Raw genomic sequence first — 20,464 nt, forward strand, 5'->3', positions numbered from 1 at the left:
CGCCGCAGCGGGCGCCGCGTCGGGGGAGGCCGGCGGGGCCGGGTCGAAGCGGAAGGTGACGGGCGGACGTCCGGCCGGAACCGGGGCAGCCGGTGCCTCGAGCGGCGTCGCAGCCGGCGCGGCCACCTCCGAGGTCTCCCGCCCCAGCGCCTCCAGCTCCTCGGCCACCTCGGCCATGGTGGGACGGTCCGCCGGGTCGCGGGAGAGCATCCGGTTCAGCAGCGGGGTCAGCGGGCCGCTGTGCTGCGGCGGCTCGACCGTGCCGGCGGCGACCCGGTGCAGCAGCGCGATCGAGTTCGCCTGGGTGCCGAAGGGCGGCGTCCCCTCGAGTGCGGCATACAGCGTGGAGCCGAGGCAGAACACGTCGGAGGCGTAGGTCGCCTCCTCACCGCGGGCGCCCTCGGGGGAGAGGTAGGCCGGGGTGCCGTGCACCAGCCCGGTGGTGGTCAGCGAGATGTCGTCCAGCGCGCGGGAGATCCCGAAGTCGCTGATCAGCGGGCCGTCCTCGGAGATGAGGACGTTGCCGGGCTTCACGTCGCGGTGCACGATCCCGAGGTCGTGGGCCGCCGCCAGCGCCGAGGCCACCCGCGCACCGATCCGGGCCACCTCGGCCGGTGGCAGCGGACCGCGCTCGCGGACCAGCTCGCCCAGTGTGGTCGAGGGGACGAACTGCATGATGAGGCAAGGCCGGCCGTCGTCGTCGACCACGTCGAACACCGACACCGCGTGGCGGTGGTGCAGCCGGGCGGTGATCCGCGCCTCCCGCATCGCCCGCTCGTTCGCGACCCTGGTCTCGTCCTCGCTCAGCCCGGGCAGCGCCCGCAGCTGCTTGACCGCCACCCGGCGCTGCAGCCGCTCGTCCCAGGCGTCCCAGACGACGCCCATGCCGCCGCTGCCCACCATCTCGACGAGGCGGTAGCGGTCGGCGACCAGTCGTTCCGGCACGGCACCACCTCTCACCTCGACCGGGACCCGGTGGTTCCCCTGGACCGTCCGAGCCTATGACAGGGCGTTCGCGACGCCGGGGGCGACGGTGCTCCCGGCGTCGCGGCGGGGCTCAGCCCTTGAAGGCGTCCTTGACCTTCTCGCCGGCCTGCTTGAGGCTGCCCTTGGTCTGGTCGGCCTGGCCCTCGGCCTGGAGGTCGCGGTCGTCCGTGGCCCCGCCGATGCCCTGCTTGGCCTTGCCCTTGAGCTCGTCGGTCTTGTTCTGGAGCTTGTCGTCGGCGCCCATGCTGGTCTCCTCTCTGGCCCACCCGGACGGGTGGTGCGACGCGGTGCCGCCCGACCAGCCTAGGTCGGGGCCCTGACGTCGGCGGCCTACGGTGAGCCCCATGCGGATCGTGGTGGTGGGTGGCAGCGGGCACGTCGGGAGCTTCCTCGTCCCCCGGCTGGTGCGGGCGGGGCACGAGGTGGTGAACCTCAGCCGGGGGCAGCGCTCGGCCTACGTCGAGGACGAGGCCTGGCAGCAGGTCGAGCAGGTGCTGGTCGACCGCGACGCCGAGGACCGCGCCGGCACCTTCGGCGACCGCGTCCAGGAGCAGCGCCCCGACGCCGTGGTCGACATGGTCTGCTTCACCCTCGACTCGGCCACCACGCTGGTCGGGCGGCTGCGCGGCGAGGTCGGCCACCTGGTGCACTGCGGCTCGATCTGGCGCTACGGGCCCAGCCGCACCCTGCCCGTCACCGAGCAGACCGCCACCCCGCCGGTGGGGGAGTACGGGGTGCAGAAGGACGCCATCGCCCGGATGCTGCGCGAGGAGACCCGCTCCGGCGGGCTGGTCACCACCTCGCTGCACCCCGGCCACATCTCCGGCCCCGGCTGGGCACCGATCGGTCCGCTCGGCAACCTCGACCCCGGCGTCTGGCGGACGCTCTCGGCCGGGGAGGAGCTGACCGCGCCGGGCACCGGCTCGGAGCTGATGCACCACGTCCACGCCGATGACGTCGCCCAGGCCTTCCAGCTCACGCTGGAGCACCGCGACGCGGCCGCCGGGGAGGCCTTCGACGTGGTCGCCCCCGCCGCGCTCACCGTCCGCGGCTACGCCGAGGCCGCCGCCGGCTGGTTCGGCCAGGAGGCCCGGCTGCGGACCACCTCGTGGGAGGAGTTCCGCGCCGCCACGCCGGCCGAGCACGCCGAGGCCAGCTGGGAGCACCTGTGGCGCAGCCACTACGTCAGCATCGAGAAGACCCGGGCCGTCCTCGGCTACACCCCCCGCCACGAGCCGGACGCCGCCACGCTGGAGGCGGTGCGCTGGCTGGTCGAGCACGGCCGGCTCGACGTCGCCGGGCCGCTGGTGGTCTGACCGCCCGGCGAGCCACGACCCCGGCCACGAGGACGCCGCCGACGACCTGCGCGGCTTCGACCTCGCCGGCACAGCCAGCCTCGCCGTCGCCGCGACCGCCTGGCTCGGCGTAGCCTGTGAGCCCATGCCGATGACGCTGCTGCTGTGCGCCACGCCGCTGTACGGCCACGTCAGCCCGGTCCTCGCCGTCGGACGGCGGCTGCGCGAGCGCGGTCACCGGGTGCTGATGCTCACCGGGGCCCGATTCGCCGAGCAGGTCGCCCGCAGCGGGCTCACCCTGGTGCCGCTGCCCGCGGCCGCCGAACCCGCCCCGCCGCCCGTCCGCCGGCCCGGTTCCCGGGTGCTGGCGGCCCGCGGGGACATCCTGTCGATCTTCGTCGACCCGCTGGGGGCCCAGCACGCCGCCCTGCAGCAGGCGCTGGAGGAGCACGAGGTGGACGCGGTGCTCTCCGACACCGCCTTCCTCGGGGTCCTCCCGCTGACCTCCGTCCCGCCGACCGACCGGGTGCCGGTGCTGGGGCTGTCGGTCACCCCGCTGTCGCTGGTCAGCGTCGACTGCGCGCCCTTCGGCTCGGGCCTGGCGCCCGGCTCCTCCTGGTTCACCCGGATGCGCAACGGCCAGGCCAACTGGCTGGTGCACCACGGACCGTTCCGCCGGCTGCACCAGCGGCTGGACGCCGTGCTGGCCGAGCACGGCGTGCCGCCCGGTGCGGTCAACTTCTTCGACCAGACCGCCGCACCCGACCTCACCTTCCACCTCGGGCTGGCCGAGCTGGAGTACCCGCGGCGGGAGATGCCGGCCACGATCCGCTTCGTCGGACCGGTCCGCTCGGCCGCGCCGCCGGTGGCGCTGCCGCCGTGGTGGCACGAGCTGGAGGATGGACGCCCGGTCGTCCACGTCACCCAGGGCACCCTCGACAACGCCGACCTCACCAAGCTGGTCGCCCCCACCGTGACCGCACTGGCCGGGGAGGACGTGCTGGTCGTCGTCTCCACCGGCGGCCGGCCGGTGGAGGAGGTGGGCCGCGCGCTCGGCGGACGGGCGCTGCCGGGCAACGTGCGGGTGGCGACCTTCCTGCCCTACCACCAGCTGCTGCCGCACCTGTCGGTGATGGTGACCAACGGCGGCTACGGCGGGGTGCACGAGGCGCTGCGGCACGGGGTGCCGCTGGTGGTGGGCGGCGACAGCGAGGACAAACCCGAGGTGGCGGCCCGGGTGGCCTGGGCCGGGGTGGGCCGCACCCTGCGCACCGGACGTCCCACGCCCCGACGGGTCGGACGCGCGGTGCGGGCCGTGCTGGCCGAGGACCGCTACCGCGCCGCCGCCCGGACGCTGGGGCAGCGGATCGCCGAGCTGGGGGACCCCGCCGACGCCGTGGGTGAGGTCGTCGAGACCCTGGGACGCCGGTCGGCGCCGGCCGGCAGCGACGTCGACCTGGGCGCCTCCGACGTCGGCTGAGCACGCCCGACGGGATGAAAACGGCCCTTTCAGGATGAAAACGCCGCTTTCACGTCCCAGACCTTGTTCCTGTCGGAGGCGTGTGGTGGTGTGAGCAGCACCCCAGGCACCGTCGCCCCGCAGGAGCACCCCATGCGCCCTCGTCCCACCCGCACCACCCTCGCGGCCCTCCTCGCCGCCGCAGCGCTCACCGTCCCGCTGCTGCCCACCGCCACCGACGCCACCGCCACCCCGCAGGCGACTCCCGCCGCCGAGGTCGACGCCCTCGGCCTCGTCCCGCAGCCCGCGTCGGTCGAGGTGGCAGACGCCGAGCCCTGGCGGCTGACCCCGACCACCCGGATCGCCGCCGCCGGCGAGGCCCGTCCGGTCGCGCGGGCGCTGGCCGAGGAGCTGCGCACCTCCACCGGCTTCCGGCTGCCCGTCCCGGCCCGTCCGCGTCCGGGCGACCTGCAGATCGTCGTCGACGAGGACGCCGCCTACACCGTCGAGGGCGAGGCGCCGACCGAGGAGTCCTACGTCCTCGACGTCACCGCCGACGGTGCCACGATCACCGCACGCACCGCCCACGGCGCCTTCAACGGCGTGCAGACCCTGCGCCAGCTGCTGCCGGCCTGGGTGGGCAGCGACCGCCCGGTGACCACCGACTGGACGGTGCCGGCCGTGCACATCGAGGACGCGCCCCGCTTCGCCTACCGCGGCGTGATGCTCGACGTGGCCCGCTCCTTCCAGGAGGTCGACACCGTCAAGCGCTACCTCGACACCCTCGCCTCGTTCAAGGCCAGCCACCTGCACCTGCACCTGGCCGACGACCAGGGCTGGCGGATCGAGATCACCAACGAGGGACGGGTCGAGGGCGACACCATCGACTACACCCGGCTCACCGAGATCTCCGGCGACACCGCGATGAACGAGCGCGGCTACCGCTCCGAGCTCGGCCGCAGCGGCTACTACACCCAGGAGGAGTACCGCGAGATCGTCGAGTACGCCCGCGAGCGCCACATCACCGTGGTGCCGGAGGTGGACGTCCCCGGCCACACCAACGCCGCCCTGCACGCCATCCCGCAGCTCAACACCGAGCGCTCGCTGCCCGCCCGCGACCCCGAGACCGGTGTGGTCGACTGGAACGGCACCGCCGCCGTCGGCTACTCCGCGCTGGACGAGCTGCACGAGCCCACCTACCACTTCGTCAACCACGTCTTCGGCCAGCTGGCCGACCTCACCCAGGGCCCGCTGGTCCACGTCGGCGGGGACGAGTCGCACGACATGGGCCACGAGCGCTACGTCGACTTCGTCAGCCGCGCCGTCCCCGAGGTCCGCGAGACCACCGGCGTCGGCGTGATGGGCTGGACCGAGTTCGCCGAGGCGGGTCTGACCCAGGGCGAGGGCTACTGGGAGGGCTCGGTGGTCCACTACTGGGTGGGCTCGGGTGACTGGGTGCGCGACTTCGTCTCCAAGGGCGGCAAGGCCGTGGTCTCCGACGCCGGCCGCTCCTACCTCGACATGAAGTACGACCCCTCGACCCCGATCGGGCTCAGCTGGGCCTGCTCCGGCGACTGCGACTACCCCCGCTACTACGACTGGGAGCCCACGACGGTCGTCGAGGGCGGGCTGGCCGAGGAGGACATCCTCGGCGTCGAGGCCCCGATGTGGTCGGAGACCATCCGCGGGGAGGACCAGGCCATGTACATGGCGCTGCCGCGGGCCGCGGCCATCCTCGAGACCGGCTGGAGCCAGGCCGAGGACAAGGACGTCGACTCCTTCTCCACCCGGCTCGGCGCCCTCGGCGCGCACCTCACCGTGGCCGGCACCAACTTCTACGAGAGCCGCCGGGCGCCCTGGCAGTGGACCGTCGCCGGGCTGGAGGCCACCGTGCGGAAGGGCCGCGCCGGTACCGTCGACGTCGGCCTGGTCGCCGCACCGGGCACCAAGCTGTCGGCCGACGGCACCGCGCTGGTGCCCGACACCGTCACCACCGACGGCGACCCCGCCTCGCAGAGCGTGCTGACCGAGCCGCTGACCGCGGTGCTGCGCTGCGGTACCGACGAGCTCCCGGTCACCTTCCGCACCGAGGAGCCGCGCGGTGAGCTGCACGCCGCCGCCACCTATACCGCCTCGGTGAGCGGCACCTTCGACGCCGCCACCGACTGCTCGCTGGAGACGTCGGCCGGGCCCACCGCGCCGGTCACCCTGTCGCTGGGACGACCGGTGGTCGAGCCCGAGCCCGAGCTCGGCGAGCCGACGCTGGAGGTCCAGGACGGCGTCCTGGCCAGCGGGCAGTGGTTCGACCTCTCGGTCTCCGGGTTCGCCCCCGAGCAGCACCTGGACGTGCTGCTGGACGGCACGCTGGTCTACCGCCTGCACACCGACGAGCAGGGCCGCTTCGACCGCACCGCGCTGGTGCCCCGGGGCACCCCGGCCGGGGAGCACGAGCTCGTCGTGGCGCAGGGGGAGCGGCGGGTCGCCACCACCATCACCGTGGGGTGAGCGCGTCGGCCGGCTCGGTGGACTGCGAGGCGGCCGCCGTCCGCGAGCGGTGCGCGAGGACGGCCGCCACCACCCCGGCGGCCAGCGGCAGCAGCATCGCCGTGCGCAGGTCGACGAGGTCGGAGACCGCTCCGACGACCGGGGAGGTGAGCAGGAAGCCCAGCCGCATCAGCCAGCCGAGCAGCGCGATGCCGGTGCCGACGGCCAGCCCGGGTACCCGGTCGGCGGCGGCGAAGGCGGCCGGCACGAGGGTGGCGCTGCCGAAGCCCATCAGCGCGAACCCGGCCATCGACAGCGGGTAGGCCACCGGCAGCACCACCAGCAGCATGCCGCCGGCGATGAGGAGGCCGCCCGCGCGGGCGACCGCGGCCCGTCCCCAGCGGTCGGTCATCGGGTCGCCCAGCAGCCGTCCGACGAACTGGGCCGCGAGCACCACGGTGAGCGCCAGTCCGGCCACCGCGTCGGCGGCCGACGCCTCGGTGCGGAAGAACAGCACGGCCCAGTTGTTCGCGATGTCCTCCACCAGCGTCCCGCAGATCGCCAGCACCACCAGCGGCAGCAGCAGCGCCCAGGCCCGCGACCGCGGGCGGGCGGCGGAACCGGCGTCCGCCGCCGTCGCCTCCCGGGCGCGCTCGCCGGGCACCGGGGCGATGACCGAGGCCAGCACCGCGACCAGCGACCAGACGACGCCGTTGACCAGCATCTGGGTGCCGATCGCGACGTCGGCGGCGGCGGCCCACGCGCCGACCGCCCCGCCGCAGGCCGCACCGAGGCTCCACAGCGCGTGGAAGGAGTTGATCATCGAGCGGCCCGCCCACCGCTCCACCGCGACCCCGTGCACGTTCTGCGCCGCGTCCACCACGGCGTCGAGCGCCCCGGCGACGAACAGCGCGACGAAGAACAGCCACGGCGTGCCGGACACCCCGGCGACCAACGTGCTGGCGGCCAGCAGCACCGAGCCGACCGCGGTCACCGCCCGCGCGCCGAGGGCGCGGACGGCATGGCCCGCCAGCGCCGCGGTGAGGATCGCCCCGAGCGGGAAGGCCACCACCGTGGTGCCGAACGCGACGTTGCTGAGCGCCAGCGCGTCCTTGATCTCGGGGTAGCGCGGGAGCAGGGCGGCGAGCAGCACGCCGTTGGTGAAGAACATCAGCGAGACGCCCAGGCGGGCGCGGCGGGGGGAGGGTCCGGTCCGGGGCACCCGCGCAACCTAGGTGGTTGGATGATCACGTGCAACGATCACTTCGCCACAAGGCGATCATGCGCGCGGTGGCCGGCGGCGGGACGGTCGGCGTCGCCGAGCTGGCCCGGCTCACCGGGGCCTCGTCGGTGACCGTGCGTCGCGACCTCGCCGAGCTCGCCGCAGCCGGAGCGGTCATCCGCACCCACGGCGGCGTCCGCCGGGCGGCCAAGCGGGGGACGCCGATGCCCTTCGCCAGCCGGGTCGAGGCCGACGCCGCGACCAAGACCCGGCTCGCCGCCGCCGTCGCGCACCTGGTCGAGGACGGCGAGTCGCTGGTCCTCGACAACGGCACCACCTGCCTCGCCGTCGCGCACGCGCTGGCGGGCCGACCGCTCACCGTGATGGCGCTGTCGCTGCACGCGGCGGCCACGCTCGGCGCCCGTCCCGGCGCCAGCGTCCTCGTGCCGGGCGGGTCGGTCGAGACCGACTCCCTCGCCCTGGTCGGCACCTCGGTCGTCGAGGCCGTCCGCGAGCTGCGGGTCGACACCGCCGTGCTGGGGGCCTGCTCGGCCTCACCGGCCGACGGCCTGACCTCCACCACCCCCGAGGACGCCCAGCTCAAACGCGCGTGCCTGGCGGTCGCCCGCCGGCGCGTGCTCGTCGCCACCCCGGAGAAGTTCTCCCGGACGTCGACCTTCCGCTTCGCCGCACCGGACGACCTCACCCACCTCGTCACCACCGCCGACGCGCCCGGCGCCGTCCTCGACGACTTCAGTGCCGCCGGGGTGGAGGTCGTCCTCGTCGAGTCCGCCTAGCCGCGAGCGGGTCGCGGGCGCTCGGCGATCCCCGTCCGCGGGGTCGCGGCCAGGCTGGCCAGCAGCCGCAGCCGCTCGTCGGAGGCCGTCCCGGGCTCGGCGGTGTAGAGCGACAGGTCGTGCACCACCCGGGCCCCCGCGGGCAGGTCGACCGACTGGTAGACCAGCTCCAGCTCACCGACCTGCGGGTGGCGCAACCCCTTGGTGCCGGCGTGGCGGATCCGGATGTCGTGCGCACCCCACAGCCGGCGGAAGTCCTCGCTCAGCGTCGACAGCTCCCCGACCAGCTCCCGCAGGTCGCGGTCGTGCGGCTCGCGGCCGGCCTCGGCGCGCAGCAGCGCGACCGTCACCCTCGCGCCGGACTCCCAGTCGGTGAAGAACTCCCGCGAGGCCTCGTCGAGGAAGTGGTAGCGGGCGAAGTTCGCGCGGCCGTGCGCGGCCGTGGTGGGGCTGTCGAACATCGGCGCGTGCAGGGCCCGGGCGAGGGGGTTGGTGGCGATGATGTCGAGCCGGCCGTTGCGGACGAACGCCGCCGACAGGGTGATCGAGTCGAGCAGCCACTGCACCGGGGCGGCGACCTCGACATCACGCCGCCGGATGGGCCGACGCTGCGTCGGGCGGGCGGCCCGGGCCAGGTCGAACAGGTAGGTCCGTTCGTCCTCGTCCAGCCGCAGCGCCTCGGCGACGGCGTGCAGCACCTCCTCCGACACCCCGGCGATGTGGCCCTTCTCCAGCCGGGTGTACCACTCGGTGCTCACCCCGGCGAGGATGGCGACCTCCTCACGACGCAGTCCCGGCACGCGACGGCGGGCGCTGCTCGGCAGACCGACCAGCTCCGGGGTCAGCCGGGCCCGGCGGCTGGTGAGAAAGTCGCGGATGTCGGCACGGGTGTCCATACCGACGACGGTAGGGGCACCCGCCAGCCGGAGGGGGGTCGAGGTTCTACCCCGACCAGCTCGGCCTGTTCCCGGCCCGCGGTGGCGGCTCTACTCGTCCCACCCGAACCCCAACCCCGAGAGGAAGGAACGAGCCATGCTCGCCACCGTCATGTACGGCCCCGGAGACGTCCGCGTCGAGGAGGTCCCCGACCCCGAGCTCACCGCTCCCACCGACGCCCTGCTGCGGGTCACCCACGCCTGCGTCTGCGGCTCCGACCTGCATCCCTACCACTCCCAGGAGGTCTCCGAGCACGGCGTGCGCCGCGGCCACGAGGCCATCGGCGTCGTTGAGCAGGTCGGCGACGCCGTCTCCACGCTGCGGGTGGGCGACCAGGTGATCGTCCCGTTCGCCTGGTCCGACGGCACCTGCGCCTTCTGCCGGGACGGGATCACCACCTCCTGCGTGCACGGCGGCTTCTTCGACGGCGCGCCCTCGGCCACCCAGGCCGAGCGGTTGCGCGTCCCGTTCGCTGACGGCACCGCGGTGAAGATCCCGGCCGGCACCGACGAGGCGCTGATGCCCTCGCTGCTGACGCTCTCCGACGTCTACCTCACCGGCTTCCACGCCGCCCGCACCGGCGGCGCGGCGCCGGGGAGGACCGTCACCGTGATCGGCGACGGCGCGGTCGGGCTGTCGGCCGTGCTGGCCGCCCGCCAGCTCGGCGCGGAGACCATCATCCTGATGGGACGCCACCAGAGCCGCACCGACCTCGGCCGGAAGTTCGGCGCCACGCACGTGGTGGCCGAGCGCGGTGCGGAGGGCGTCGCCGCCGTGCTGGACCTCACTGGTGGCGAGGGCTCCCACGTGGTGCTCGAGGCCGTCGGCCACCTGCCCGCCTACGAGCAGGCCATCGGCGTCGTCCGCCCCGGCGGCGCGATCTCCCGGGTTGGCGTCCCGCAGTACGACGAGGCGCCGACCGGATTCGCCGCGTTCTGGGGCAAGAACGCCACCCTCACCGGCGGGCCGGCCACCGTCCGGGCCTACCTGGAGGAGGCCCTGCCGCAGGTGCTGGAGGGACGGATCGAACCCGGCCGGGTCTTCGACCGCGAGCTGCCGCTGAGCGAGATCGCCGAGGCCTACCGGCTGATGGACGCCCGCGAGGCGCTCAAGGTGCTCATCCGGCCCTGACGGGTGGGCGGTCAGCCGCCGGGTCGCCACACTGGGTGCGTCCGACGGCGGTCGGACCAGACCCGACCCGGAGGAGCCATCCGTGCAGCTCATCGACGACCCCCGCGTCGAGCCCTTCACCCACGCCGTCCCCGAGTCCGAGCTGGAGGACCTGCGGGGGAGGTTGCGGGCGACCCGGTGGCCGGACGCGGCGACCGACCCCCGGCAGGGGGTGGAGCTGGAGCGGCTGCAGGAGCGCTGCCGGGTCTGGGCCGAGAAGTACGACTGGCGGGTCACCGAGGTCGAGCTGGACGCCGTCCCCCAGTACACCACGGTCGTCGACGGGCTGCGGGTGCACTTCCTGCACGCGCGCTCGCCCCGGTCCTGACGCCTTTCCGCTCGTGCTCACCCACGGCTGGCCCGGCAGCGTCATCGAGTACCTGGACGTGCTGCCGCTGCTCACCCGGGCCGGCTTCCACTGCGTCGTGCCCTCGCTGCCTGGCTATGGCTGGAGCGAGAAGCCCACGTCACCCGGCTGGGGCGTCGCGAGGATCGCCCGGGCCTGGGCCGAGCTGATGGCCCGGCTCGGCTACACCCGCTACGGGGCCGCCGGGCACCGACTGGGGCACCAGCATCAGCGCGCTGCTGGGCCAGCAGGACCGGGCGCACGTCGCCGGCATCCACCTGCTGCCGCCGCGAAGCGCACGGCACGGCGGCGCAGGAGCCGCCGGTACATGGAACGGGCCACGACCGCGCCTCCTACGCAGGCCGCCGCGCAGGAGGCACAAGAGGCCGTCACAGCACCTCCCCAGTCGTTCACCCCCGAGTCGTTCACCGCCGCGATGCGTGAGATGTTGGCAAGTCGGCGACTCGACCCCGCGGCACTCCGGCACCGAACCGGGGGACGTCATTCGAGTTCACCGAGTGTACGACCCTCTGCCAGGTCGGAGGCGGGACCGGGTGCTGCTCGCGCGGGCGGTGGGTCAGTGGTCGTCGAGGAGTGCGACGGCCTCGCACGCCGCCCGGATGGGTTCGTCCATCCAGTCCGGGATCGGGTCACCGATGAGGGGGCGCACCATCCCGAGGGGGGTGTCGCGGGCGGCCAGGGCGACCAGCGCGAGTCCTCGGGTGCTGACCCTGCCGTAGCGTCGTTCGGCGAGCTCGGAGAGTAGCCGCCCCACCGGGGCGTTGAGGTCCTGGAGCGCGTCGTGGAGCCCTGCGGGAGGGTCGGCCTGCAGGTCGCGGTAGCGGAAGACCGTCAGCATCCGGGCATCGAGCGGGTTCGCCCGGCAGAACCGGGGGAGGAGCATGCCGGTCTCGACGATCGCCTGCACCGGGTCGGCGATCGCGGCGATCTCGTCGAACTGGGCGTGGTAGCGGCGCACCGCCCTGATCCAGGCGGAGGCGAAGAGCGCGTCTCGTGAGGCGAACCGGTGGTAGATCGACCCGGAGGGGGCGCCCAGCACGGCGGTCACGTGGGCCACTGTGGCCGAGCGCCAGTGCTGGTGAACCGCCTGCGTCGCCGCGTCGAGGATGTCGTCGACGCTGAACCGAACTGGCTTGACCATGCCGGCAGCCTAACCGCATCCTAGAGACGGTCATCTAGAGACCGGTGTCTATTTGGAGGTGTCATGCTCAACCGTGCGCAGCGGATCGCTCTGCTCCTGGTCGTCGTCGCGGTCACGCCGTACACGACGCTGAAGGTCCTGTGGCTCGCGGGCAGCACCGTGGGGCTGCGGAGCGCCTCGGGTGTCGCTGAGCTGCACAGCACGCGGGTGGTGCTCGGCAACGTCGTCACCATCGTGCTGGAGCTGGCCGCGGTGGGGCTCGCATGGGCGTTGACCCGTCCGTGGGGTCGTCGCGTCCCCGGCGGACTCGTGGTGTTCCTGGGCGGGGGAGCGACGGGGCTGCTGGCTCCGATCCTCCTGGGGCTCACGGTGGGCAGCGTTCTGCAGCTGGCCGTGACGGGGTCGCTGCGCACCGAGGGGATGGACAACCTGAGCCCGTGGGTGTTCGCGCTGGTCTACGGCGGGTTCGCTCTGCTGGGGGTGGGGCTGGCGGTGCTCGTGTGGCAGTACGTGCTCGACCGCTGGGCCGGCGTCCTCAGTGTGCCTCCCCGCCCACCAGTCACCTGGGCTGCCGTCGCCGGCGCACTGGGTCTGCTGCCCTTCGGCGCGGCCTCCATCTACTGGGGGCTGCTCGGTCCCGGAGCCAGCGGGCCCCAGGGCATGGAGGTGATCTCCCAGCGCACCGTCCTGGTGCTGTCCGGGCTCCTGGCGCTGGCCGGCTGGCTGGGACCCCTCGTGTGGCGAGCCACGGTGCGCAGGTCGCACGCGGCCTGGATCCTCACCTGGCTGGGGTGCACCACCGCTGCGCTCCAGAGCGTGACCCAGGTGCTCCTGGCTCACCAGGGCGCCCCCACGCCGCAGGTCTTGCTCGTCTCCGCACTGGCCCTGCCCGGGAGCTGTCTCTACGGGCTCTCGGTCCTGCGTGGGCGCCTCGCGGAGATGGCGCCAGGAAGCGGTCAGCTGGCTGAGGCGCGGGGCTGACGCCGAGTGGGCACGGTCATCGCGGGCGACGACGTCGTCGCGCTGTGCACCCTGATCCGCTGTGGGACTGCTGCACCGGCGGCCCCTGGTCATCTTCGTGCTGTGCTGAGGGGCGGCAGCGGGCGCGAGCAGGTCGACCTGGCGACGAACGCGATCCCGTCGTACTCCTGTGCGGGGACCACAGGCGCCACGTGGAACCGGTAGGTCAGGCGCGGCACGTTGGACCCGAAGCTGCGCTGGTTGTGGGAGTCCCGCAGCCACCGCCCGGCGGCGGACTCAGGGTCCACGGTACGGAAGTCGATCAGGTAGTCGCCGCGGACGGCAGTTGCGAACCGGGACTCGATGGTTCTGCCGCTGCGTCCGACGCGGTGCGCGACGGCGTCGCCTTCGAGGTCGTCGCCCCGACGGGCGTTGAAGGACCCTTCGCCGAACAGCAGCCCGAGGGCGTAGTAGGCCTCACCGTGCTGCTGTCTGAGCCGGCTGCCGAGTGACACCACTCCGTTCGCGTACGTGCCCGTGGCAACATGCCCGTTGTGCCCCCACACGGCGATCCGGCCACCGGTGGCGGCGACGAGGGAAGTGATTGCCTCGGCCATGTAGCGGTCTCGGACGGCCATGGCGCTGTCCTCAGCGTTCTCCGTCTGCAACGGCCGGGTGACGAGGTCGGCGGCTCGGACGAGGGCGCCGGCGTGCCACACCGCCGCGTCGGCCGCGTCGGCGCTGGTGCGCCCCGCGAACTCGCCGCGGTGGCTGACCAGGAACGCGACGAGGTCCTCGGCCGCGACCCGCAGTCGCTGGCCGGGATCGGGACGCGATCCCGGGCGTGCCTCGGTCAGCACGTCGAGAAAGTCTGTCTCGTCCCGCTGCGGGGCGACCTCCAGCAGGAACGCACGCACCACGGCGACGGAGTCGGCGCAGCGCTGCGGGTCCACGCCGACGAAGCTCACCTGCTCGGCGACTGGCGCGTTGCCGTTGTGCTCCCTCATCCACTCGACCATGTCGCGGACCTCCTCGGTCCGCCAGGTCCAGAACCCGAGGCGGTCGAGAAGTCGTGCGGCGTCGCCCGGGCCGCCGTGCACGTAGGCGTCGACGGCTCGAGCGGCTGACTCACTGGCCTCCATGGCCAGCGCCGTGCATCCCATCTCCAGGACGAGGAAGCGCAGCAGCCGGTGCTTCAGCTGGAAGAACTCCCGGGTTCCGTGCGTGGACTCGCCCATGCCGATGATCCGTACGTCGTTCAACGGCTCGCGCAGCGGCTCCAGCTCCTCCAGCGCTCCCTCCGCCGAGAGGGTCCTCAGTGGGACGGCGTTCGCGGCCAGCCAGGGCCCGATGTCATCCGGCACAGCGCTTCCTCCTCGACACTCGAGCACGGGGCGCCCGGGTGCTGCCTCCGGGTTTCCCCGACGGGTGCAGCGCCTCGTGGGTCGCCGGGGCTCAGCCGGCGTGACATGACATCACCGCGAAAGCGCAGCCGCGCCGCGGTAGCCGAGCATACGGTCGTACAGGTCGGTGCGCCGGTCGCGGTGAAGGTCGTTGAGCTGGTTCCAGATCGGCGCCGTGCGGGCCGCGGCGAGGTCGATGTCGGCGTAGATGATGGTGTCCTCGTCCGGGCCGGCAATCCGGTCGATCGGCCAACCGGTGGTACTGGCGATCAGTGAGTTCCCCATGAACCCGACGCCGCGCTCCTGGCCGATCCTGTCGGCGGTGGCGATGAAGACGCCGTTCACGTGGGCGGCCGTGTACGTGAGGTGCGCCGCCATGCACACGCCGTTCTCGTCGTAGAGCGGGGGCGGCGTCCACACCCAGCCCGTCGGGATGCAGATGATGTCAGCGCCCAGCTGGGTGACGATGCGCGCGGTCTCGGGGAACCAGATGTCCCAGCAGACGAGTAGACCGATCCGGCCGATGGGGGTGTCGAAGACCTGGTAGCCCTCGTCACCGGGGGTGAACCACAGCTTCTCGGCGTCCCAGAGGTGCGTCTTGCGGTAGCGGCCGATGTAGCCGTCCGGGCCCACCAGGACGGCGGTGTCGTAGAGCCTGCCCGCAGACTCCTCCACCACGTTGCCCACCACGTAGACACGACGATCGCGCGCGACCCGCTCGAACATCCTGAGGCTCCGACCGCCCGGGACCGGCTCGCTGTGGGCATATGCCTCAGCGCGGTTCTCGAAGACGTAGCCCGTCGTCGAGAGCTCGGGCAGCACGATGAGACCCGCTCCGCCGTCGGCGGCCGCGAGCAGCCGCTCCTCCACCGCGAGCGCGTTCGCCCTCAGGTTCTCCACACCGACCCGCGGCTCGAACTGCACCACCGCTACCCGCACCGGACTGACCTGCACACCCGCTCCGCCCGCCGCGACCTTCTCCGCCATTCCGCCCTCCTCAGGAGCAACTGGTTCCAACTTGCAACCATGGAGACGCTATCCGCCTCCGGTACTAAGATGCAACCGGTGTAGGTCGGTGGGGAACAGGGCGAGGGGAGTGGGGGATGGTGCGAAGGGTGACTCACGAGGGTGCCGAGTGCCCGGTGGCTCGAGCAGTCGACGTCCTCGGTGACCGCTGGGCGCTCCTGGTGGTCCGCGACGCGTTCGACGGGATCACGCGATTCAGCGACTTCCAGCGCAGCCTGGGCGCGGCGAAGAACATCCTCACCTCCCGGCTGCGCGCACTGGTCGACGCGGGCATCTTGGAGGTCGTGCCGGCCTCGGACGGGAGCGCCTACCACGAGTACGCGCTGACCGATCGAGGGCGCGACCTGTTCACCGTGATCGTCGCGCTGCGTCAGTGGGGCGAGGCCCACCTGTTCGCGGACGGCGAGCACCACTCCGAGCTCCTCGACGCCACCGGCGCGCGGCCACTGCGCCGGATCGCCGTGCTCGACGCGGCAGGTCGCGCCTTGACGGCTTCCGAGACCTTCGTCCGCAAGGTCTCCCACGAGTCCGCATAGCGCCCGGCGGCGGGCCGAGGGAGTGTCTCCGCTGGGGCGGTGGTCAGGGGCGGGGCATCCGGGCGGCGTCGGCATGGTCCACCAAGGCGATCTCGTCGCGGCGGATCCGCTCCCGTCCCCAGGCACCCAACGGCGAGAGGGCCTGGTTCAGCTTGCGGCCGTCCTCGGTGAGGGAGTACTCCACTCGCGGGGGTACCTCGGCGTACACATGACGGTGGATGAGGCCGTCCTGCTCCATCTCGCGCAGGTGCTGGGTCATCACCTTCTCACTGACTCCCGGCAGCCCTCGCCGGAGCTCGGCGAAGCGCCTGGTCCCGTGCTCGTCGAGCTCCCACAGGATGAGCCCCTTCCACTTGCCGCTCACCACGTCCAGAGCGGCGTCGATACCGCAGATGTAGGGCCCTGTGCGTCCGGCTCTCGTCATGCTCTGACTCCTCTCACTTACCAGAAGGTAAGTACGCAATAAGTTAGTGGGTACTTCCCCGCTGGGGGGCGAGCGTCTCATCATGGATTCACACGTTCAACCACTTCATGAGGAGAGCAGTTCATGGCAAACGCGGAGCAGTCGGTCGTCCTCCTGGGTCTGGGCGCGATGGGCCACGCCCTCGCCGCCGCCCTCGTCGCCAACGGGAGGGAAGCAGCGGTCTGGAACCGGACGCCCGGTCGCGCGGGGAACCTGGTGGCTCGCGGCGCGATCGAGGCGGCGACGCCTCGAGCGGCGGTGGCTCACGGTGGACCGGTGGTCGTCTGCCTCTTCGACCACGCCTCGGTGCACCAGACGCTCGACCCCCTTTCAGCGGAGCTCAGCGGCCGGAGCGTCATCAACCTGACGACCACGACGCCCGACGACGCTCGGGAGCTGGCGGCCTGGGCTGCGCAGCACGGCATCGCCTATCTCGACGGGGCCATCATGGCCACCCCGCCCATGATCGGCGGCCCGGGGGCCCAGATCCTCTACAGCGGTTCGCGTGCGGTCTACGACCAGCACCGGGATGTCCTCGACCTGTGGGCCACGAGTGTCTACGACGGTGAGGACGCGGGCTTGGCCTCGCTGTTCGACCTGGCCATCCTCTCCGGCATGTATCCGCTGTTCACAGGGTTCCTGCACGGTGCGGCCATGGTGCAGGCAGCGGGCATCACCGCTACGGAGTTCGCAGAGCGCGCGACCCCGTTCCTCGCCGCGATGACCCAGTCCTTCGCCTCCACCGCCCAGGTCGTCGACGCCAGGGACTACTCCCGTCCCTTCCAGAGCCTGGACTGGACCACCACCGCGCTCGACACCATCAGCCGTGCCAGCAGCGAGCAGGGCGTCGATCCCGTGCCGGTGGTCATGGTCAAGTCGCTCGTCGAGCGCGAGATCGAAGACGGTCACGGCAAGGAGGACTTCAACCGGATCATCGAGAGGATGCGCTCCTCGAAGGGCGGAACGGTGGCCGAGTGACCACTGCCGTCGCAGCAACCGGCCGCAGCGAGGGCGCGAGCCACGGCCTCCGCCCTCGCACCCAACCGGGCGCAACGAGCTCAACCGAGGAATGAACAGGTGGCAGACGAGCTCCGCAACCACGACGAGAAGGACGACGTCCGCCGGTCACCCGTGAACGGCATGGGTGACCGGTGGCCGAACACCCGGCGCGTGATCTGCGACGGTCGCTCGCTCGGTCGCCTGCTCGCGGGGCCAGGACGTCAGGAGGAATCATGAAAGTCGTCGTGCTCAACGCCAGTCCCCGGCGCGATGGCAACTCCGCAGCAATGTCGGCGCAGGCTGCTCTCGGCGCGCAGAGAGCAGGACACGAGGTCGATACGTTCTTCCTCATCGACCACGTGCAGGGGATGCTCGGTGACTGCCGGACCTGCCGGGACGGTGAGGGACGGTGCAGCATCGGCGACGGCTACGAGCAGTTGCTCACCGAGCACGTCGCCCCGGCCGACGCGGTCATCTTCGCGACGCCGCTGCACTACTACGGCATGACCGCACGGCTGAAGGCCTTCATCGACCGACTGTTCTGCTACACCGCGAACAGCGCCCCCGACGCGGAACGGATCCTCGAGAGCCTTCCGGATAAGCGGGTCGGCCTGCTCATCTCGTGCGAGGAGACCTACCCGGGCGCGACGCTGGGCCTCCTCGCCCAGGTGCAAGAGTTCACCCGGTACAACCGACAGGAGCTGGTAGGAGTGGTCGTGGGTATCAGCAACTCTCGGGGCGAGGTCCGACACGATCCGACCCGTCCTCTCGACCGCGCCTACCAGCTGGGACAGCGACTCTTCGAGGCCCATGTGACGGACTACCGCTTCGACACGCCCCGGTCGAACAAGGTCTGGCTCGCAGACGGTGTGCCGGCAGATCCCTCCGTCAGATGAAGGACCGCAGGATGAGCGAGCAGCAGCGCCGCACACACCCCGATATGTGGCTGGACCCCGCAGACGATCCCCGCACCCCCAGCGACCCGGCCCGGGGCGAGAAGGAGGTAGTCCTCGGCTACCTCGACCACTACCGCACCACTCTGGAGCTGAAGTGCCAGGGTCTGGATCCGGAGCAGCTGGCGCGACGGTCGGTCCCGCCCTCAACCCTCTCCCTGCTCGGGCTGGTGCGGCATCTGGCGGACGTCGAGCACTCCTGGTCGCGCCGGGTGCTGCTCGGGCGGAGCGACCTGCCCCGGCTGTTCCGCACGTCCGAGGACCGCGACGCCGACTTCAACGGCGCAGTGCCCGACAAGCAAGTGGTGGCCGAGGCATGGGAGCACTGGCACCGCGAGGTGGCCCACGCCCGCGAGGTGGAGGCCACCCTCGATCTCGACGCCATGGTGGTGGCCCACGACGGCGAGCAGACCGAGGTACGCGACGTGCTGGTGCACCTGGTCGAGGAGTACGCCCGCCATCTCGGCCACGCAGACCTGCTGCGCGAGGCGATCGATGGCCGCACCGGTCAGTGATGGCGTGCCTGAGCCGCACCGCCCCTGTCTGACGCGCCGGTGGAGTCGGCCCGAAGGACCCCCGAACCCGGTCCCGCCCGCCGCTCCTCACCAAAACAGGACGATCGTCTCGAGCGGGCCGTAGCCGCCAGATCATCGAGATGATGCCGGTCCTCGACGGGCGGAACGGTCGCGGAGTAACCCCCGGCCATTGCAGCCACCGACCGCAGCGAGGTCCGAGTCACGGGCTCCGCCCTCGCACCGAGCCAGGCGCAACGAGCTCAGCCGAGAAATAAACAGATGGTCTGTCATCGAATCGACGTGCGGTCGGACCTGCACGTTCGTGGTTCAACGTGGTGAGCAGCTCTCGTCGAGCAGCAAGAAAACAGGCTGCACGCGAGATTCGAGGCGTGTTACGTTGCTCAACTTTGTTCCCACCCCCTAGGGAAAGTTGAGCCATCCATGGGCCTGCCCTCTGCGGACCAGCGATCCATCTCAGCCGCCACTCCGCGGCGCTCCACGATCGCCGTGGTAGCCCTCGCGGTGACCGGGACCGGGATCGGGCTGGCCGGAACCGATCTGGTGCTGCCGGCAGTGCCTCAGCTGCCGGCCGAGCTCGGCGGCACCGCAGGCGTGGCCCAGCTGGTCCTCTCCGCCTACGCCCTCGGCACGGCCCTCGGCCTGCTCGCCTGGGGAGCGATCGCAGGGCGCCTCGGCCTGGGGCGCGTGCTCGTTGGGGGCATCACCTTGCTTGCCCTCACCTCCGCCGCTGCGACGGCGATCTCGGACCTGGAGACCCTGGTGGCGATCCGGTTCCTCCAGGGACTCACCGGCGCCGCTCCGGCCGTCGTAGCACCTGGCATCATCCGACACGCTCTCAATGCCGACCGCGCCCGCCAGGGACTCGCCCTCCTGGGGAGTGTGGAGTCGCTGGTCCCTGCAGCGGCCCCGGTGATCGGGGCAGCGGCGGCGCTGGGCTTGGGCTGGCGCGGCCCCTTCGCGCTGCTGACCGTCCTCAGCCTCGGGGCGGCTGGGGTCCTGCTGGCCTTGCGTCGCTCGCTGCCCGCCTCCACCTCCACCGCCCCAGACGCGGAGCGGCGCACCTACCGACGCCTCTTCCAGCGGCCCCCCCTTCCTCCGACTCGGGCTTGCCCAGGCCCTCACCCTGGCGGGGCTGTTGACGTTCGTCTTCGGTGCCCTGAGTGTCATGGTCGGATCCCTCGGCGGGTCGGTCGCCCACTTCGTGCTCATGCAGGTCATCAACGTGGCGGCCTTCATCGTCGCCTCGAACCTGTCACCGAAGATCGCGGTGCGAGTGGGAGCGGACCGCATCGTGATCATCGGCACCACCATGGCCCTGATCGGCGCCGTGGCCGCCACCGGCTACGCCCTCACCGACCGGCCGGTCGCCCTCGCCCTGGTGTTCCTCTTCACACCGATCAACGTCGGACTGGGGCTACGCGGGCCCACCGGGTTCCACCTGGCCCTGGAGGCCAGTGACGACTTCGCCCGCGGGGCCGCGGTCATCCTGTTCAGCGCCATGGCCATGACCGCAGTCGGCAACGCCGTCGTCGCCGCGCTGCTCGACTGGGGTCTGCTCGCTCTGGGCGCCACCACAGCGGTCCTGCTGATGGGTGCCTGCGTCTTGACCGGTTGGAGCAAGGCGGCCGGGGACTTCGACGGAGAGCTCACCACCCCGACCCCGAGCCGGTCACCGACAGCCAGCGGTCCTAGTCGATCGGCCCCGTGACCCGCCTGACGAGCCCGGCGGC

At 72.4% G+C, this 20,464-nt stretch carries 20 protein-coding genes and 2 pseudogenes; 14 read left to right on the plus strand and 8 right to left on the minus strand.

The genetic code is table 11. The features are described from left to right. Both DVA66_RS02755 and DVA66_RS02760 read right to left on the minus strand, forming a co-directional pair. The coding region (locus tag DVA66_RS02755) for a serine/threonine-protein kinase (RefSeq protein WP_198671419.1) at positions 1-945 on the minus strand (945 nt) is incomplete at its 3' end. 112 nt (positions 946-1,057) lie between these two features. Beyond that, positions 1,058-1,231 (minus strand): CsbD family protein, encoded by a 174-nt coding sequence (locus DVA66_RS02760; protein ID WP_114558672.1) that lies wholly within the window; start codon positions 1,229-1,231, stop codon positions 1,058-1,060. Positions 1,232-1,331: 100 nt separating this feature from the next. Between DVA66_RS02760 and DVA66_RS02765 the strand changes: the two genes are divergently transcribed. The 3 genes from DVA66_RS02765 (at position 1,332) to DVA66_RS02775 (ending at position 6,246) form a co-directional block, all read left to right on the plus strand. After that, positions 1,332-2,303, plus strand: a complete 972-nt coding sequence (locus tag DVA66_RS02765) for an NAD-dependent epimerase/dehydratase family protein (RefSeq protein WP_114558673.1) — start codon at positions 1,332-1,334, stop codon at positions 2,301-2,303. A 124-nt stretch (positions 2,304-2,427) separates the two neighbouring features. Continuing rightward, positions 2,428-3,762 carry a glycosyltransferase gene (locus tag DVA66_RS02770; protein ID WP_114558674.1) on the plus strand — a complete coding sequence of 445 codons (1,335 nt, stop codon included), beginning with the start codon at positions 2,428-2,430 and terminating at the stop codon, positions 3,760-3,762. 90 nt (positions 3,763-3,852) lie between these two features. Then, positions 3,853-6,246 (plus strand): beta-N-acetylhexosaminidase, encoded by a 2,394-nt coding sequence (locus tag DVA66_RS02775; RefSeq protein ID WP_157973796.1) that lies wholly within the window; start codon positions 3,853-3,855, stop codon positions 6,244-6,246. Here DVA66_RS02775 and DVA66_RS02780 read toward each other — a convergent pair. Next, positions 6,233-7,447 (minus strand): MFS transporter, encoded by a 1,215-nt coding sequence (locus tag DVA66_RS02780; RefSeq protein WP_198671420.1) that lies wholly within the window; start codon positions 7,445-7,447, stop codon positions 6,233-6,235. The genes DVA66_RS02775 and DVA66_RS02780 overlap by 14 nt on opposite strands. 29 nt (positions 7,448-7,476) lie before the next feature. Here DVA66_RS02780 and DVA66_RS02785 point away from each other — a divergent pair, with 29 nt between their 5' ends. Then, entirely contained in the window at positions 7,477-8,244 is a 768-nt protein-coding gene (locus DVA66_RS02785) for a DeoR/GlpR family DNA-binding transcription regulator (RefSeq protein WP_114558676.1), read from the plus strand. Here DVA66_RS02785 and DVA66_RS02790 read toward each other — a convergent pair. Then, complete coding sequence (locus DVA66_RS02790; RefSeq protein ID WP_114558677.1) at positions 8,241-9,140, minus strand: helix-turn-helix domain-containing protein; 900 nt, start codon at positions 9,138-9,140, stop codon at positions 8,241-8,243. The two genes, DVA66_RS02785 and DVA66_RS02790, sit on opposite strands and share 4 nt — an antisense overlap. Positions 9,141-9,276: 136 nt before the next feature. Here DVA66_RS02790 and DVA66_RS02795 point away from each other — a divergent pair, with 136 nt between their 5' ends. The 3 genes and pseudogenes from DVA66_RS02795 to DVA66_RS22080 form a co-directional block, all read left to right on the plus strand. Then, a complete protein-coding gene (locus DVA66_RS02795) occupies positions 9,277-10,311 on the plus strand; it encodes a zinc-binding dehydrogenase (protein WP_198671421.1) in 1,035 nt (344 codons plus the stop codon). Positions 10,312-10,393: 82 nt separating this feature from the next. Then, complete coding sequence (locus DVA66_RS21220) at positions 10,394-10,678, plus strand: epoxide hydrolase N-terminal domain-containing protein (protein ID WP_198671422.1); 285 nt, start codon at positions 10,394-10,396, stop codon at positions 10,676-10,678. Positions 10,679-10,691: 13 nt separating this feature from the next. Continuing rightward, positions 10,692-10,895: pseudogene (locus DVA66_RS22080) on the plus strand (alpha/beta fold hydrolase); the annotation flags it as partial. Positions 10,896-11,273: 378 nt separating this feature from the next. Here the strand turns inward: DVA66_RS22080 and DVA66_RS21490 are convergent. Further along, positions 11,274-11,858: a TetR/AcrR family transcriptional regulator gene (locus tag DVA66_RS21490; RefSeq protein WP_114558678.1), complete on the minus strand. Its 585-nt coding sequence runs from the start codon at positions 11,856-11,858 to the stop codon at positions 11,274-11,276. A gap of 63 nt (positions 11,859-11,921) precedes the next feature. Between DVA66_RS21490 and DVA66_RS02810 the strand changes: the two genes are divergently transcribed. Next, complete coding sequence (locus DVA66_RS02810; RefSeq protein WP_114558679.1) at positions 11,922-12,839, plus strand: hypothetical protein; 918 nt, start codon at positions 11,922-11,924, stop codon at positions 12,837-12,839. Between the two features lie 89 nt (positions 12,840-12,928). Here DVA66_RS02810 and DVA66_RS02815 read toward each other — a convergent pair whose 3' ends face one another. Together DVA66_RS02815 and DVA66_RS02820 are read right to left on the minus strand one after the other, a co-directional pair. Then, entirely contained in the window at positions 12,929-14,182 is a 1,254-nt protein-coding gene (locus DVA66_RS02815) for an erythromycin esterase family protein (RefSeq protein ID WP_114558680.1), read from the minus strand. Positions 14,183-14,293: 111 nt separating this feature from the next. Continuing rightward, positions 14,294-15,208 (minus strand): nitrilase family protein, encoded by a 915-nt coding sequence (locus tag DVA66_RS02820; RefSeq protein ID WP_114558681.1) that lies wholly within the window; start codon positions 15,206-15,208, stop codon positions 14,294-14,296. Positions 15,209-15,363: 155 nt separating this feature from the next. Here DVA66_RS02820 and DVA66_RS02825 point away from each other — a divergent pair, with 155 nt between their 5' ends. Then, positions 15,364-15,783, plus strand: a complete 420-nt coding sequence (locus DVA66_RS02825) for a winged helix-turn-helix transcriptional regulator (RefSeq protein ID WP_232821715.1) — start codon at positions 15,364-15,366, stop codon at positions 15,781-15,783. 43 nt (positions 15,784-15,826) lie between these two features. Here the strand turns inward: DVA66_RS02825 and DVA66_RS02830 are convergent, their stop codons facing one another. Continuing rightward, the gene (locus DVA66_RS02830) at positions 15,827-16,207 is read right to left on the minus strand and encodes a winged helix-turn-helix transcriptional regulator (RefSeq protein ID WP_114558683.1); all 381 of its coding nucleotides are present in this window, start codon (positions 16,205-16,207) and stop codon (positions 15,827-15,829) included. 123 nt (positions 16,208-16,330) lie between these two features. Between DVA66_RS02830 and DVA66_RS02835 the strand changes: the two genes are divergently transcribed. From DVA66_RS02835 to DVA66_RS21495, 5 genes and pseudogenes are all read left to right on the plus strand, one after another. Next, on the plus strand, positions 16,331-17,224 hold the full coding sequence (locus DVA66_RS02835) for an NAD(P)-dependent oxidoreductase (protein ID WP_114558684.1): 894 nt from the start codon (positions 16,331-16,333) through the stop codon (positions 17,222-17,224). 254 nt (positions 17,225-17,478) lie between these two features. Next, positions 17,479-18,141, plus strand: a complete 663-nt coding sequence (locus DVA66_RS02840; RefSeq protein ID WP_114558685.1) for a flavodoxin family protein — start codon at positions 17,479-17,481, stop codon at positions 18,139-18,141. A gap of 11 nt (positions 18,142-18,152) precedes the next feature. Continuing rightward, a complete protein-coding gene (locus DVA66_RS02845) occupies positions 18,153-18,713 on the plus strand; it encodes a DinB family protein (protein ID WP_114558686.1) in 561 nt (186 codons plus the stop codon). Between the two features lie 441 nt (positions 18,714-19,154). Continuing rightward, a pseudogene (locus DVA66_RS22085) lies at positions 19,155-19,808 on the plus strand (MFS transporter); the annotation flags it as partial. A 91-nt stretch (positions 19,809-19,899) separates the two neighbouring features. Continuing rightward, positions 19,900-20,442 carry an MFS transporter gene (locus DVA66_RS21495; protein WP_232821716.1) on the plus strand — a complete coding sequence of 181 codons (543 nt, stop codon included), beginning with the start codon at positions 19,900-19,902 and terminating at the stop codon, positions 20,440-20,442. Positions 20,443-20,464 lie beyond the last annotated feature (22 nt).

The organism is Desertihabitans aurantiacus, assembly GCF_003344635.1.
GTDB lineage: Bacteria > Actinomycetota > Actinomycetes > Propionibacteriales > Propionibacteriaceae > Desertihabitans > Desertihabitans aurantiacus.